10 protein-coding genes and 2 pseudogenes are annotated in these 15,880 nt (G+C 37.7%); 5 read left to right on the top strand and 7 right to left on the bottom strand.

The window, feature by feature from the left end:
* Nucleotides 1-6 precede the first annotated feature (6 nt).
* Genes gltS through DYI00_RS06255 form a run of 4 tightly spaced genes read left to right on the top strand, consistent with a single transcriptional unit; the run spans nt 7 to nt 5,312 of the window.
* Nucleotides 7-1,233 (top strand): sodium/glutamate symporter, encoded by a 1,227-nt coding sequence (gene gltS / locus DYI00_RS06270; RefSeq protein WP_011577061.1) that lies wholly within the window; start codon nt 7-9, stop codon nt 1,231-1,233.
* A complete protein-coding gene (locus DYI00_RS06265; RefSeq protein ID WP_011577062.1) occupies nt 1,230-2,264 on the top strand; it encodes a dihydrofolate reductase family protein in 1,035 nt (344 codons plus the stop codon). The genes gltS and DYI00_RS06265 overlap by 4 nt, the downstream gene beginning before the upstream one ends.
* Complete coding sequence (locus tag DYI00_RS06260) at nt 2,246-2,962, top strand: tRNA1(Val) (adenine(37)-N6)-methyltransferase (protein ID WP_011577063.1); 717 nt, start codon at nt 2,246-2,248, stop codon at nt 2,960-2,962. The genes DYI00_RS06265 and DYI00_RS06260 overlap by 19 nt, the downstream gene beginning before the upstream one ends.
* A 10-nt stretch (nt 2,963-2,972) precedes the next feature.
* Complete coding sequence (locus tag DYI00_RS06255; protein ID WP_011577064.1) at nt 2,973-5,312, top strand: heavy metal translocating P-type ATPase; 2,340 nt, start codon at nt 2,973-2,975, stop codon at nt 5,310-5,312.
* 156 nt (nt 5,313-5,468) lie between these two features.
* Here the strand turns inward: DYI00_RS06255 and hypE are convergent, their stop codons facing one another.
* The 5 genes and pseudogenes from hypE to DYI00_RS08560 all read right to left on the bottom strand — a co-directional run bounded on the left by hypE (nt 5,469) and on the right by DYI00_RS08560 (nt 11,556).
* Nucleotides 5,469-6,467 (bottom strand): hydrogenase expression/formation protein HypE, encoded by a 999-nt coding sequence (gene hypE / locus DYI00_RS06250; protein WP_011577065.1) that lies wholly within the window; start codon nt 6,465-6,467, stop codon nt 5,469-5,471.
* Between the two features lie 2 nt (nt 6,468-6,469).
* Nucleotides 6,470-8,722 (bottom strand): carbamoyltransferase HypF, encoded by a 2,253-nt coding sequence (gene hypF / locus DYI00_RS06245; RefSeq protein ID WP_011577066.1) that lies wholly within the window; start codon nt 8,720-8,722, stop codon nt 6,470-6,472.
* Nucleotides 8,719-9,711, bottom strand: coding sequence for an agmatine deiminase family protein (locus tag DYI00_RS06240; RefSeq protein ID WP_011577067.1), 993 nt, complete (start codon nt 9,709-9,711; stop codon nt 8,719-8,721). The genes hypF and DYI00_RS06240 overlap by 4 nt, the downstream gene beginning before the upstream one ends.
* Before the next feature lie 69 nt (nt 9,712-9,780).
* A pseudogene (locus DYI00_RS08565) lies at nt 9,781-10,483 on the bottom strand (DNA-methyltransferase).
* Nucleotides 10,480-11,556, bottom strand: a pseudogene (locus DYI00_RS08560) (DNA cytosine methyltransferase). Before DYI00_RS08560 ends, DYI00_RS08565 begins: the two co-directional pseudogenes overlap by 4 nt.
* A 268-nt stretch (nt 11,557-11,824) precedes the next feature.
* On the opposite strand from DYI00_RS08560, the gene DYI00_RS06220 reads away from it, so the two are divergent.
* On the top strand, nt 11,825-12,982 hold the full coding sequence (locus tag DYI00_RS06220) for an outer membrane protein (RefSeq protein WP_011577075.1): 1,158 nt from the start codon (nt 11,825-11,827) through the stop codon (nt 12,980-12,982).
* Nucleotides 12,983-13,300: 318 nt separating this feature from the next.
* On the opposite strand, the gene DYI00_RS06215 is transcribed toward DYI00_RS06220, so the two are convergent.
* Nucleotides 13,301-14,659, bottom strand: a complete 1,359-nt coding sequence (locus tag DYI00_RS06215) for a glycosyltransferase family 9 protein (RefSeq protein ID WP_225236262.1) — start codon at nt 14,657-14,659, stop codon at nt 13,301-13,303.
* Nucleotides 14,660-14,836: 177 nt separating this feature from the next.
* Entirely contained in the window at nt 14,837-15,871 is a 1,035-nt protein-coding gene (locus tag DYI00_RS06210; RefSeq protein WP_011577077.1) for a glycosyltransferase family 9 protein, read from the bottom strand.
* Nucleotides 15,872-15,880: the final 9 nt, after the last annotated feature.

Genomic DNA, 15,880 nt, shown 5'->3' with positions numbered 1-15,880 from the left:
ACAAGCTTGCAAGAAATTAAATTAGACATTTATGCCACTTTGGTGTGCATGGTTTTAGTGTTGCTTTTGGGGCGTTATGTGATTTCTAAAGTCAAGTTTTTACGAGATTATGATATTCCAGAACCTGTTGTGGGTGGGGTTTTGATCGCTTTTTTTATCATGCTAGCCCACCATTTTTATAATTTTGATTTGCGTTTTGATTCTTCTTTAAAAGATCCTTTGATGCTGACTTTCTTTATCACTATTGGTTTGAGTGCGGATTTCAAATCTTTACAAAAAGGCGGGAAAATGCTCGCGGTTTTTTTGTTGGTTGTGTCTGGGTTTGTGGTGTGTCAAAATGTGGTAGGGGTTTCTGTCGCCGGTCTTTTAGGGGTCAATCCTTTAATGGGGCTTTTAGGCGGATCTATCGCTTTAGTGGGAGGGCATGGCACTAGTGCGGCATGGGCTAATTTTTTCACCCAACCGCCTTATGATTTTAATTCTAGCCTAGAAGTGGGCATGGTGTGTGCGACTTTTGGCTTGGTGAGTGGGGGGATTATTGGGGGGCCTGTCGCTAAATATTTGATTTCAAGATACAAACTAGAGCCTAAAGACACTAAAGAAAAAGACGCTTTAGAGGGTATTGTGGCTAAAGGTTTTGAAACCCCTAAAGAGCAACGCTTAATCACCGCATCTAGTTTTGTAGAAACTTTAGCTCTAATTGCGATCGCTTTATTGGTGGGGACTTTTTTATCGCATTTGATGCCTAAAAGTTTCACCTTGCCCACTTTTGTGTGGTGCTTGTTTATAGGGGTTCTTTTAAGGAATGCCTTGTCGTTTTTTAAAATCCATAGCGTGTTTGATAGGGAAGTTTCAGTCATTGGGAATGTGAGCTTGAGCTTGTTTTTGGCTTACGCTTTAATGAGCGTGAATTTGTTAGAATTATTAAAACTCGCTGTGCCATTGGCGATTATTTTGAGCGTTCAAGTGGTGTTTATGATCCTTTATGCGGTGTTTGTGACCTTTAGGATTTGTGGGAAGGATTATGATGCGGCGGTGTTGTGTGCGGGGCATTGCGGTTTTGGGCTTGGAGCGACACCAACAGCTATGGTGAATATGCAAACCATCACCAACCACTATGGGGCGTCGCATGTGGCGTTTATCGTGGTGCCTTTAGTGGGAGCGTTTTTCATTGACATCATCAACGCTTTGGCGATCAAAGGCTTTTTGTCCTTACCCTTTTTCCCATCATGAGACTTTATGAGAGTTTATTAGAAATTTGTTTGAATAAGGCGTGGGAATACCAGACCCTAGCCTTAGAAAACCCAAGTGTGGCTTGCATGGTGTTAGATAAAAACCATGAGATCTTAAGCTTAGAGGTGCATAAAAAAGCCAAAACTCCGCATGCAGAAGTCTTAGCCACTAAATCGGCGTTGAAGATTTTACGCCCTAGTTTAAAAATCGATTTAGACCAACTAGAAGATCCTAAAATCTTAAGCGACTTTTTAAAAACACACCATGATAACGCTTTTAAAGACTGCGTTTTTTTAATCACCCTAGAGCCATGCAATTCCTATGGTAAAACCCCCGCATGCAGTGAATTATTAGAAATTTTAAAGCCTAAAAGAGTGGTTATTGCGATAGAAGAAAATAAAGCTAAAAAAGGGGGGTTAGAGAGGCTCAAAAAAGCCCATGTTGAAGCGCTCATTTGCCCAAGTTTAGAAAACAAGGCTAGAGATTTGCTCTTGCCTTTTAGGATAATGGAAAAAAAGGGACGTTTTAATTTATTCAAACTCGCTTTAAGAATGAATGGGGATTACCAGCATGGCAAGATCACCGGTCAAAAAAGCGCTATTTTCACGCACAACCAACGAGCGGTATGTGGCACTCTTATTGTCTCTGGAAAAACCATAAGAACGGATAATCCCTTATTAGATGCACGCTTTTGCGATGGTTTTTATCAAGGTAAAAACCCTAATATCGCTATTTTATCCAAGCATCCAACTAACTCTCATTTGAGAGTTTTTTCTGCACCTAATCGTTTAGTTAATACTTTTCATGACCCTAAGGATTTGCCCTCAGATAAGGGGTTTAATTTCATTGAAGGGGGGTGGGAATTGTTTGAGAGCTTGAGAGACAAAATAGACATGTTACTTTTGCATTCCCATGCGTCTATGATTGGCGAATCTTTTAGCTCGCTCGCTCTAAAAACCCCTTTTAAAGGCCGTTTGTTGCACACGCAAATCTTAGAAAATGAAGCCCTTTTATGGATAGAAAACTCTTAAGATTATACCAACCTTTAAACGCTTATGCTTACAATAGCGATTCGCTCTTTTTATACGATTTTTCATGCCCTTTGATTAAAAATAGTGGTGCGATTTTAGACATAGGCTCAGGGTGTGGGATTTTAGGCTTACTTTGTGCTAGAGACAACCCACTAGCCAGCGTCCATTTAGTGGAAAAGGATAGCAAAATGGCGTTTTGTTCTCAAAAAAACGCCCTTAAATTCCCTAACACTCAAGTGTTTGAAAGCAATTTTTTAGATTTCAACCCCCCAATTTTATATGATGTAGTTGTGTGTAACCCTCCTTTTTATGCGTTAGGCTCTATCAAATCCAAACATAAAGGGCATGCGAGACACCAGAGCGAATTGGATTTCCCCTCTTTGGTTTCTAAAGTGAAAAAATGCTTGAAACCTAAGGGGTATTTTATTTTTTGCTATGAAGCTTTGTCGCTTTGCTTAGTTATAGAGAGTTTAAAAAGCGTTAAACTCACGCTAGAGATTTTAAGGTTTGTCCAAAGCTTTAAAGATAAAAACGCTCATTTGATGCTTGGAGCGAGCAGGAATAATTCCAAAAGCGCTTTAAAAGTTTTGCCCCCCTTAATCACGCACAATTCCAAAAACCAAAGCGACAACACTAAAGAAGTTTTAACAATTTATCAAACTTGTAATACTTATTCTATAAAAGCACTTTTAGATTAAGGATTAAAAAATGAAATGTTCGCATTGCCAATTAGAGTTTAAAGAAAGCGAGCTTTTTAAAGAGACTATCAACCATAAAGAATTGCATTTTTGTTGTGCAGGGTGTGCTAGGGTGTATGCGTTGTTATTGGATTTGAATTTAGAGAGCTTTTATGACAAGTTAGGCGCTTCTACTTTAGCCCCTGTAACGCATCAAGCTCCAGTGAATGCTTTAGAATTAGAGCAAGCTATTGAAGAAAACGATAAGGGCGATTTTACCCTTAATCTTTTGTTAGAAAAAACGCATTGCAACGCTTGCTTGTGGCTCAATCAAAAGGTTTTAGAGCGCTTAAGTGGGGTTAAAAAAGTGAGCGTGAATTTCACCACCCACCACTTACAAATCGTGTTTGAGAAGTCCTTAAACCCCAAAGAAATCATTCAAAAAATTGAGAGTTTGGGCTATGGGGCTAAAGTCTATAACGCTAAAAATTACACCCTAAAAGCGCAAAAAGAGCAACGATCTTACTTGCTCACTTTAAGCGTGGGGTTTTTTGCCACCATGAACTTGATGTTTATTGCAATTGCCAAATATGCGAGTTATGGTAGCAGTGGCATGGATAAGCTCATGCAAAGGAATTTGGATCTCGTATCGCTCTTTTTAAGCTTGTTGGTGTTGGTGGTTGTGGGGCGCTTTTTCATTAAGGGGGCGTTTTATGGGCTAAAAAATGGTGTTTTTGGCATGGATTTGAGCGTGTCTTTTGGGGCGTTGTCGGCGTTTGTTTATTCCGTTTATGCCATGTTTGTGTCTCAAGAGACTTATTTTGAAGCGAGCAGTACCATTTTAACGCTTGTTTTTGGATCTAAGTTTTTGGAATTGAAGGCTAGGTTGTTTGCGAATGAAAAATGTTTGGCCCTAGAATCGCATGAAATCCATAGCGTGATCGTTTTAGAAAAGGACAAACAAGTGGAAAAACACCCCAAAGATGTGGCGATAGGCTCTATTATTTTGGTGCCAAGTGGGGCTAAAATCGCACTGGATGGCGTGCTTTTAAATAATGCGAGCGTGGATGCGTCTTTAATTAGTGGGGAGTTTAAACCTTTGGAATTGGGGGTTAATGATCAAATTTTAGGGGGTTATGTGAATGTGGGCGTGCCTTTTAGCTATCAAGTGAGCGCGAATTTTCAAAACTCACGCCTTTCTAGTTTGCTAGAAACCTTAAAAAAGAGTTTTTTAGAAAAGCCCTTAATTGAGAGCAGTGCGAATAAAATTGCAGATATTTTTTCTAAAACGGTGCTATTTTTAGCCTTTGTGAGCTTAATTTTATGGCAATTTGGTTGGGGGGCTAATTTTGAAAAAGCGTTAATGGTATGCATTAGCGTGTTAGTCATAAGCTGCCCTTGTGCATTCGCTCTAGCTACGCCCATTGCATTAGTGATAGGGGTGTTTAAAAACCCTTTGATTGTGTTTAAAGAAGCGTTGTTTTTAGAAACTTTAGCCAAAGTGAAAAAAATCTTCATAGACAAAACCGGCACTCTCACGCAAAAAGAAGTCCTTTTAAAAGAGAAAATTATTTATGAACATTTTGATGAAAGGCTTTTAAAGAGTCTTTTAAAAACCAGAGAGCATTTAGCCCATAGTGCGATTCTTAAATCATTAGATGGCGATGAGGTTATTTTAGAAAAGATAGAATTTTTTGCCCATGGTTTGAAAGCGCATTATCACAACGAAACCTTGATTGTAGGGAGTTTGAAATTTTTAAATGCTATGGGGGTTAGCGTAAAAGTTAAAGAGAGTGCAAATATCATGGTAGGTTTTGCGAAGAATAAGACTTTATGCGCGTTATTCATTTTAGAAGAGCGTTTGAAGAATAACGCTAAAGAAGTCGTTCAAGCTTTGCACAACAAAGGCTTGGAATTAGAAATTTTAAGTGGGGATAATGAAAGTTCTGTTAAAGAGTGCACGAAAAAATTAGGGATTTCTAAATACCATGCGAATTTGACCCCTGAAGATAAGGCGCAAATCATTAGTTCTTATAAAGGCGTGTGCGCGATGATAGGCGATGGCAATAATGACGCACTAGCCTTGAAACAAGCGAGCGTTTCTTTAGGGTTTGAAAAAAGCGCTTTGAGCAAAAGCGCATGCGATATTTTGCTTTTAGAAGAAGATTTGAGTTTGTTAGAAAAAGCGCTTCATAACGCTCAAAAAGTCTATCAAGTGGTGTTACAAAACATTGTTTTGAGCTTGATTTATAACGCTATTTTAATCCCAGTAGCTATGCTAGGCTATATTAACCCCTTAATAGCGAGTTTGAGCATGAGTGCAAGTTCTTTATTAGTGGTATTAAATTCTTTGAGACTGAAACGCTCTTAAGTGGATTTGTGGTTTTTACTGAAATAGTCGCTAACTATTAGAGTTTTTGCCACTCAAAAATCCGATTAAAACGACTCATAAACCCTTAAAACCCTCTCTTGCGTTCTAAATAAAACAAACTTAAAATACATCAAAAACGATTAAAAAATGAGTGCGTTAGCAAATCCTAGGCAACAGCTCGCCTTCTGGCATTTCTAAGATCCTTTCAAAACCCCATGCGTTCTTTAAAACCACGATAGGATAAGGGCTTTCAAGCACTTCGCCGATCATGCAAGCGTTTTTGGCTTGTTCATTACTTTTTAAAATTTCTAAGGCTTTGGGGGCGTCTTTTTGATTGAGTGCTAAAACAAACACCCCCTCATTAGCTAACGCATAAGGTTCTAGCCCTAAAATCTCACAAATCCCTTTAGTTTCTTCTTTTAAGGGGATTTTTTCTTCTTCTATGACGATTTTTACTTTTGAGCTATTCGCCCATTCGTTTAACACGCTCGCTAACCCACCCCTAGTCGCATCTCTTAAAGCATGGATTTTTAGATTGCTTAAAAATAGGGGTCTTACTAAAGGATAGAGCAGTTGGCAATCGCTTTTAAGATTAGTTTTAAGCTTGATTTCATTACGCATCGCAAACAGGCTTGCCCCATGATTAGCGATAGTATCGCTCACGATAATGGCTTGCCCTTGTTTTAAATGGTGTGAAGAAATCCCTGTTTTTATGATTTTACCAATACAAGTCGTGTTAATAAAAAGCTTATCCACGCTCCCCTTTGGCACGACTTTAGTGTCTAGGGAGAGGAGTTTGAGGTTGGCTTTAAACAACTCTTTTTGCATGGATTGTAGAATTTGTTTTAAAAGAGCGATTTCTAAACCTTCTTCTAAAATAAAACCGATATTCAAATACAAAGGTTTGCCCCCTTGCATGCTCACATCATTCGCACTCCCGCAAACACAAAGCTTGCCTATATCACCCCCATTAAAAGTTAAAGGCGTGATGACAAAACTATCCGTGCTCACGCAATATTCCCCATTGGCTTCAAATTTAGGGGCGTCTTCACCAAATGCACTGATCAACTCTTTTAAATAGGGCATAAAAACTCGCTCAATTAAAGCGTTTGTTTCTTTCCCACCATTCCCGCATGCTAGAGTCACGCTTTCCATTTTTATCCTTTCTTGATGATTGTAGGGTTAAAATACGCCATTAAGGCTTGACCGACAGCAATACTGCTATCGTTAGGGGGGAAATGTTTGTGGAAAAAATACTTCCTTTGAAGTGTTTTTAATCGTTTGGCTAATTGTTCGCACAATAATTGGTTACAAAACACACCCCCACTACACACCACCACATGCTCTTTAAAAGGTGCAATCAAAGCGATAATGATTTCTATTAAGCTATTAAAAAATTTCTTAGCGATATGTTTAGGCTCTAAAATATCCAAATCCTTTTCAAACGCTTGATAAAATTCTTTCAAACCCACCACGCTATTTTTGATTTTAAAAGGATAAAAGGCGATCTCTTCGCTTTGTAGGGCCAAATTTTCTAAAACCTGTCCGCTCTCTGCTTCAAAACCAATCGTTTCTACTGCCCCTAAACTAAACGCCACTATATCAAACAAACGGCCTATGGAATTGGTGGCTACGCTTTGAATTGCTTTGGCATGCATTTGTTTAAAAATTTCTATTTCATCTTCCTTAAAGTGTTTTTGAATGCGTTTTAAAAGCTTGTTGAGTTGGTGTTTTAAAGCGATTTCTAAAACCAAGCGTTTAGGTTCTTTAATCGCTTTTTGTCCCCCTAAAAGCAAAAATTCTTCAAACCTAGCCGCTTCTTCAATTTGGTTAAAATCCCCCACAAAACACTCCGCCCCATAAATCTTATTTTCATAAGCCCCACTCCCATCCCAAACAATACCTATAAAAGGATAGTTTAAGTGGGGGTCTTGTAAAAACGCATCTAGCATGCTCGCTAAAAAGTGGGCATGGTGGTGCTGGACTTGCAATAAAGGCGTGTTAAAATCAAAAGCCATTTTAGTGGTGGTGTAGTTTTTATGCTCATCGCAAGATAAGAGCGTGGGTTTGAAATTATAAGTGTTTAAGAAAAAATTCAGGGTTTCTTTGAAATGTTTTTCATTTTCTAAAACGCTCAGATCCCCACAAAAAGGCGAGAGTAAAAGAACAGAAGTCTCACTATCCAATAAACTAAAATGCCCTTTTTGCTCCGCTCCAAGCGCTAAAATTTTTGTGGGCGAATGAGTAGAGCGTTTAGGGAGAGTGAGATAAAGGGGAGCAAACCCTCTAGCCAAACGCATGGGGCGAATCGCATTATCCACATATTGCGTGATACTATCATCAATCCTGTGAATGATAGTGCGATTGTGCGTGAGCTTAAAATCAAAAATAAAATGAAAACGATCCATCTCTTTTTCATCGCTCGCTAAAGGGAGGGAGTTAAAATTCGCGCTCGTGAACACAATAGGGAAATCCAATAAATCCAACAATAAAGCATGCAAAGGGGTATAGGGTAAGATAACACCATAAAAGGGGGAGTTTTTGGCGATATTGGGGGCTAATTTTGTATCAGGTTTTTTATGCGCTAAGAGGATGGGGGCGTTAGCGGATCTTAAACTCTCGCATTCTAATTCATTCAAAAATACATATTGTTTGGCTGTGTTTAAATCTTTAAACATGAGCGCGAAAGGCTTTAGGGGGCGCTTTTTTAAAAGTCGCAATCTTTCTATGCTCTGAAAGTTTCTCGCATCGCACACCAAAGCAAAGCCCCCCAGACCTTTAAGAGCGATGATTTTACCCTTTTGAATGTCTTTAGCGCATTCTAAAAGCGCATCATAATCCTCTAATTGTTTATAGTCAATCGCAATACCGCACTTTTTGCAGCTTATACCTTGGATATGGAATCGTTTGTTATTAGTGTCTTTATAGACAAATGTGCAAAATTCACAGAGTTTAAAAGGTTTTAAGGCAGAGTTTTCTCTGTCATAGGGTAAGGCGTTTAAAAGGCTGTATCTTGCTCCGCATTTTGCACAAGAATTAAAAGCGTAATGGAAATAGGGGGAGCTTTCATCTCTAATCTCACGCAAGCAATCATCGCACACGCCTAAATCTTTAGGGATTTGACTGAGCAAATTTAAGGGGTGGTTTTTGCTTTCTAAAATCCTAAAATCATTAAATTTGAGCGTTTTATCATAAGGGCTAATAATGATTTTTTCAATCAAAGCTAAAGGGGGCAACTCCTTTTTTAGGGCGTTTAAAAAAGATTCTGTTTTTTGAGTGGGTAAGATGATCTCTAAAGCCGCTTGAGTGTTACGCACAAAGCCTACAAGCTCTAATTTTTGAGCTAGGGTATAGATAAAAGGGCGCATGCCCACGCCTTGAACCACGCCAAAAAGCGTGATTTTATTCAATAAAGTTGCATCGTTACACAATGCAAACTTCCATGCTGCTTGATTAAAGTATTACAATCAACCCCTATCACTTCTAGGGGTGTGTGTTGCTTGAAGATCTCTAAAATGAGTGCGTCTTTAGGGTCGTTGTAAGTGGGCACGATTAAAGCGTTATTGCAAAATAAAAAATTCACATAAGTTGCTGGCAAGCGTTGTTGGTTTTCATCAAAAATAGCTTTGGGGATTTCTAGAGGGATAAGTTTATAAGGCGTGCCATCTAGTTTTTTAAAGGTTTTTAATTCTTCTTGCATTTTTTTTAGGGCATCGTAATGTTCATCATTTTTATCCTTGCATGCACTATAAACAATGGTGTCTTTATCTAAAAAGCGAGCGAGCGTGTCAGTGTGGCTATTGGTATCATCGCCTTTTAAATAGCCATAAGAATACCATAACACTTGTTTAGCCCCTAATTCCTTTTTAAGCATTTCTTCTATTTCATTTTGATTCAAATGGGGGTTACGATTTTTTTCTAACAAGCATTGGGTGTTGGTTAAAATACTCCCATCCCCATCGCTCTCTATACTCCCACCCTCTAAAATATAGGGCACCGTTTTTAAAGGGTGTTTTAAAAACCCTAAATTTTTGAGCTTGAAATTCACTAGATTGTCTAAATTGGATGGGTATTTTAACCCCCAACCATTAAAACCAAAATTCAAGCACTCTAAAATGCCCTGATTTTCAATGCTAATCGCTCCAAAATCCCTAGCCCATGTGTCATTAGTGTCAATCCTTACAATTTCTACGCTAGATAAATTTTTAAGCATCTCATAACCGATAGTATCGCTAGTATGGACACACACTAACACTTTAGTGTGTTTGGCTATGGTTTGAATGATATTTAAAAAGCTCTCTCTGGCTTCTTTAATGCAATACGCCCAATCGCCAAACTCATGGGGAAACGCCATCAAGATCGCTTGGATTTTTTCAAACTCTGCTAACATTCTTTTCATTAAAAATCCTAATTAAGGTATCATTGCAAGCAACTATAACACAATCTCATTCAAATAGCGTTTTTAAAACTAGCCTAAACGCTTTTTAGCGATTTGAAAATATTCTTTTTCTAATTCTGTACCGATAAAGTTTCGCTTTAAATTCTTGCATGTTAAACCGGTGGTGCCGCTCCCCATAAAAGGATCTAGCACGAGATCATTAGGGTTTGTGTGGATAGAAATGATTTTTTCCATTAAGGCTAGGCTTTTTTGCGTGGGGTGTTTAACTCTTTCGGTCCTACTCACTATGGGGCTATGGGGCTTTTTAAAATCAAGGGGCGTAAATTAGGTTTCATTGTTGGGTTTGTTAAACGCCCATTTAGCTTTCTTTTTAACCGCCCATAGGGCAAATCCCATGTCTTGGATATAATGCCGATTAAGGTTTCTTAGCATGGGATTGGTTTTAACTCATTGGATAAAGTCTTTTGTTACAAAGCCATTTTCTTCTAAAAAATCAGCGATATAGCTCATAAACCTATTAAGAGCAAAAAATAATCATGCAACCGTTTGGATTGACTAATGGGGCGTAGTGTGTGATCCATTCTAAAAGCTTGAAATTTTTATCTTATTCCCCAAAATCTATACCTTGTCTTTTAGCGCTATTTAGGGTGGGAAAATTATTTTTAACCGAAATATTATAAGGAGGGTCTGTGATAATCGCATCCACTTTTAAATTTTGTTGGCGGGAATCCTTGATGATTTCAAAGGCGTTAGCGTGATGAATTTGTATCATTTTTTTAAGCTTTTTAAGATCGCTTTGCCTAAAGCTAGGGCTAAAAGAGGAGGCACAGCGTTACCGATTTGCTTGCAAATACTTGTTTTATTGCCATAAAAAATATAAGTATGGCTAAAGCTTTGTATCCTAGTAGCTTCTCTGGGCGTGATAGAGCGGTGCAATTCGGAGTGGGAGTTGGTGCCATTGTTTGGAGTGTCAAACCTTGTGTCTATGGTGGGGCTTATTTTCTTCCAACTCAAACGCCCCATGTGCTTTAAATTGTTGTTTGCCATGCAGGTTTTTAGGCAAACATTCTTTGCCTTGCTCTTTGTCAATGAGCTTTAATTTTTCTAAAGCGCCTTGTGAGTGGTTGGTGGCTTGATGGTTGTATAATTTAGGGCTATTTTTTCGCATTAAAGCTTGATAATTGGATTGGATAGGGTTTAAATAATCGCTTTCAAACGCCAAACGCCCCCTCATTAGAATGAAAATAGGCTAAATCGCTTATAGCCTCTTGAACGCTCACGCTTTGAGAAGGCTCTAAAAGATTAAAATCAAAACTAAAATGAGTAGCCCCAACAATAAAAGCTCTCTCCCTGCTTTGAGGCACGCCATAATCTTTAGCGTTTAGGATTTGATAGCTTAATTGATACCCTAAAGCGTTTAATCTTTCTTTAATCTCTTCTAAAAAATAGCCTTTAGTGTATAAGATTAGGTTTTTCACATTTTCAATGATAAAAATTTCTAGTTTTATGGCTTTCACTATTTCTATAATATCCTAAGAATAAGAAATTTCTAGGGTCTTTTAGCCCTAAATTTTTTCCCTTTAATTAGAAAAGCCTTGATTAGGGAGACCCACCAATGATCATGTTGATTTCTAGTTTTTTAGCCAACTCTATAACTTTTTCTTTAATGTCGGCTTGAGTGATGTCCCCACAAATACCCATAGCGTTTTTATGGTTGTTTTTAAAAGTATTCAAGGCTTGCTTACCGCAATCTAGCCCTATTAAAGGGCTAAACTCCTTTAAACGCTCTAACCTAGCCCTAAAACCTCCAGCCCCACAAAACAAATCTAAGATTTTATAATTCATTTTAAGTTTTTTAAAAAGATTATAAAATAGCGCTCATTAGTTTTTGTTTAAAGGGATTAGAATGTTGTTAATAAGGCGTGTTTTTAAAAGTCTTAAGTGCATTCAAGTTCTAAAAGGACAAAAGGGCATTCATGTCCTCTTTTTTATTATTAAATAATCCACGATTATGGGAATTTTAGGGGTGGTTTTTGCTTGACTTTTAAGATTGCAATTGGTTATAATAAAATAATTCAGAAAGTAATACTGCATTAGGCAGAGTGTCTCAAAAATGGCACTCCATTTTATAGTAAAGAAGAAGAGTAGGATGCAAAATCGCAGGGTTTGTAAAAATTTTAATCGTAAGGAATCTGTTTTGATGGCTCAATTTGTCTCTAAAAAAGGCTCGGTAGTTTTAGGTGCTCTTTTGAGTTCGTTGTGGCTGACAAGCCCCTTAATCGCCCATGAAAAGAATGGTGCGTTTGTGGGGATCAGTTTGGAAGTGGGTAGGGCTGATCAAAAAACAAACGCTTATAAAAACGGCGAATTGTTTCAAGTGCCTTTTGGCGATGTTTCGGCTAATGATGATGGCAATGTGCCCAATGGGCAAACAGGTGGCTGTCAGCCAGCTTCTGGGACACCTGGAACACCAGGCTATACTAAAGCTAACTGCGTGGTCAATTGGACTTCTCGCACCATGTTAAGCACTAATAAAAATATTCCTGGTCGTAACCAGCCAATGTATGGGCTAGGCGTGATGACAGGCTATAAGCATTTTATGGGTAAAAAGAGGTGGTTTGGGTTGCGTTATTATGGTTTTTTTGACTATGGGCATTCCAATTTCTCTAACTCTAGGGCCGCTAACGCCATATCGCCTTTCTATTTGAGCGATCAAAAAACCGACATGTATACTTATGGTTTTGGTACGGACACGCTTTTTAATGTGGTGGATAAGCCTAAAGTTACGGCTGGGTTTTTTGTGGGCGTGAATTTTGCGGGTAACACTTGGACTAATAATCGTGTGGGGTATTTTAAGGATGGGTATGTTTATGGCGTCAATACCAACGCTGACGCTTACATGACTAACGCTGATGGCACGATCACATGTGGGGATACGACGCCAGCGAGTTGTAATGTGGGGATCAACCCTAACAGCGTCTATGCCACAGGAAAATTAAACTCTAAAGTGAATAGCACGATTTTCCAATTTTTAGTGAATGTGGGCATTAGAACCAATATTTTTGAACACCATGGCATTGAGTTTGGTATCAAAATCCCTACGCTCCCTAATCACTTTTTCAAAGGCTCTACCACCATTAAAGAGCAAAGCCAAGGTCCGCTAAAGAATGGCAAACCAACCACTATCGCCGGAGCAGAAACCAATTTCAGCTTAACCCAAACCTTACGCCGTCAGTATTCTATGTATTTGCGTTATGTTTATACTTTTTAAGGTTATCAAAGCTTGATTTTTCAAGCTTTTATTTAGTGGCTTTTTTGTTATTCTGCTTTTTGTAAGATCAGCATAAAGTTTCGTTAATCTTATCTTTGAATTGAGCAAATTCCATCTATTTTTTGGAGTTATGAAGACATTCTCGTTAGTATCAGAACTCCCCCTTTAATCCATTTTCTTAAGCGACTTTATTGAAAGAATAACTTTTTTGAGAGCTTGAATTGAAGAGAGCTTATATAATTGATTAGTAAAAAGCGGATTTTGTGCTTTTTATAATCTGAATACGGAAGTTATTTTCCCACGAAACTTTTAATGCAATTAGACTTGTTCAAAATAGGTTGTTTCGTTGATATTAGACGGTGTATCTTCTTTTAAAAGATGAGGTGCAAAATGTTTAATGGTGTTAATAATATCTTGCGGATTTACAAAATCTGCTGGTGGGTGTAACATAGTCATAGCTTTGATTACTCCATTGGGTCTAGAAATTATTTTTTCAAAATTCCTTGGGTAAATCATGTGAATATTAGGACCAATTTCCTTTGGATAGGGGTTGAATCTTGGAATTGAGAGACCAGAAGCGATTATAAACGCATAAGGAATTCCCAGACAAGCAGCCAAATGCGTAATAGAAGATTCATTCCCTATTGCAAAACTAGCGTTTTTTAAAAGATGGATATATTCCATCAGGTTTGTTTGATTGACTAAAGAAATGGCATTTTTGTGGCGCTTCAGAATGGAGCGAGCAAGTTTTTCATCTTTTTTGGAGTTCCCACAAAGAATGAGCTGGTAGGTAGGATTTAAGAAAGCAATCATTTCATCAAAGCGTTTATACACTCTAAAATCATCGCTAGCTCCGAGATTTAACACGCCATAAGGTGGTTTTAGGAGATTTTGAAATTTTTCATATTCAGGAGCAGCTGGGAGTTTTAATTCAAGTTTAACAAACCCTATATCCACACCTTTAAAATGTTTAAAAAAAGACTGAAAAAAATCTTGATTTGAATCATAGATAAATTGTGGCACTTCCTTAGGATAAAATAAATGCGTGTAAAAACTTTTCCTAATCTCTCCTCTATTTCTATAATCAGTCCTAAGACGAGATTCTATTGGATGGGTGCAAAAAACCCCCACTTTATTTTCAGCAATTATATGCCTTATAATAGCGTCTTCTTTAGTTAAAAAGTAAAACATATTGCTATTAACGCATATCTCGTAGCTTTCTTGTCTCAAAACAGAAACATCTTTATAGCGTTTTCTCATAAATTTTGGGAGAAAAAATAACAATTCTTTTAGTTTTGAAAGGCGTGAGCCATTAGTGCCAATCTGCAAGTATTTTTCCCAATAAATGTTGTCTAAAAAGATAAATTTGTCTATATGTTTGGAATCGCAATAGGTCGCTATATCCTTGACTGCAGTGTTTCCAATAAAGGTAATTTTATAATCTTTAAAATATTTTTTAAAAAGGGGTAAAAAATTGCGATGGAGTATATAATCCCCTAATAGATCTAATCGGATAATGCATAAGGTTTTTTTACGAATGGGTGGAGGGGTAGGCTTTGTGAGAGTGATCAATCTGTCTAGTTGGTTTTGGATGCGAATAAGGATTTTTTTTTGAATAGTGTAACGACTCTTAGCAGACATTCCAATAGAAAGAAGCTCTGTAAAAATCGCAACCATCAAAACAAATATCACATAAGGGTAATAGTAAAGATAAGACAATCTTGATTTTAAAAACAAAGAGAGTAAAAAGATTCTCAAAAATAGCTCCTATTTTTTAGCGTTTAATAATGTAAAGTTCACGCAAACATTAAGAATAAGCAAAGACACAATTGTAGCAAAAATATCTTATCAAAACTATGTTTTGCAACAATGGATAAAATTCATTACATTCTCATACTCTACTTCAACCAAACCCATATCGTTTGAGCCATTAGGTGGAGTGATGCCCAAAAAGCGTTCATTGAAAGGCCGCCATCTGGCAATAGAGGCGGTGAGTTCGTTAGGGTAAAATCCGATGGATTGGTTGTCAAATAAAGCGTTCACATGCAAAGGACCTGAAGCGTTCCCAATATAGACGGACAAATTTGCGCACAATTTGGCTAAATCCACTAAACTATGGCTCGTATCATAAAGGTGGGCGAAAGGGATTTCTTTAAGAATCTCTTCTGTTGTCTCTCTCTCTCTGGGTCCGCAAGTAAGAATGATTTCACAATTTAAATTTTTGTGTAAAAATTCAATCAATTTAATAAAATGTGAGATGGGCAATGCGGGCGAACTGCCCCCACTATGCACATGCACGCCAATCCATGGCAAATCAAAATGGGCGTTGAGTTTTGAAGCGATGAGGGATCGCTCTTTTGGTTTGTCTTTAAGCTTCCATGCGATTTTTTGGAGTTGAGCGTTAGGGAGATTATGATCTTTACAAAAAACATTGATTAAATCCAAATTGTATTCGTATTCAGTTTTTAAACATAACGATCGGCTTTGGTGCACGCTTTTTTTATAAAGCCAAAAATAGGCTTTGGTTTTAGGGGCTAGAATATAAGGAATATGGTTTCTCAAACTGAAAGCGAGTTTAGCGTTTTTGAAATTGGAAAATAAAAAGATAAGAGCGTCAATGGATCGCTTTTTGAGAGTGGTAGATAATTGATTATCTTCTACAATGACTTCATCAATGAAAGGGAATTCTAAAGCGATAGGGGCGGTGTAATTAGGCACAACCACGCCCAAATACACTTCTTTGCCTTTTTCTAAAAAAGCATGCTTTAGGGCGATTAAAGCCGGGATAGCTAAAATAAAATCGCCCAATTTATCGTTACGGATGACAAAAACTTTTTGAGAGTTTTCTTTGTCCTTACATTTTAAATCTTCAAACCCTACAAAATCCATTCAAAACCT

Origin of the sequence: Helicobacter acinonychis (assembly GCF_900461455.1) — a bacterium.
Lineage (GTDB): Bacteria > Campylobacterota > Campylobacteria > Campylobacterales > Helicobacteraceae > Helicobacter > Helicobacter acinonychis.
The sequence above is the reverse complement of the archived record's forward strand: the minus strand, read 5'-3'. Positions and strand labels throughout refer to the sequence as shown.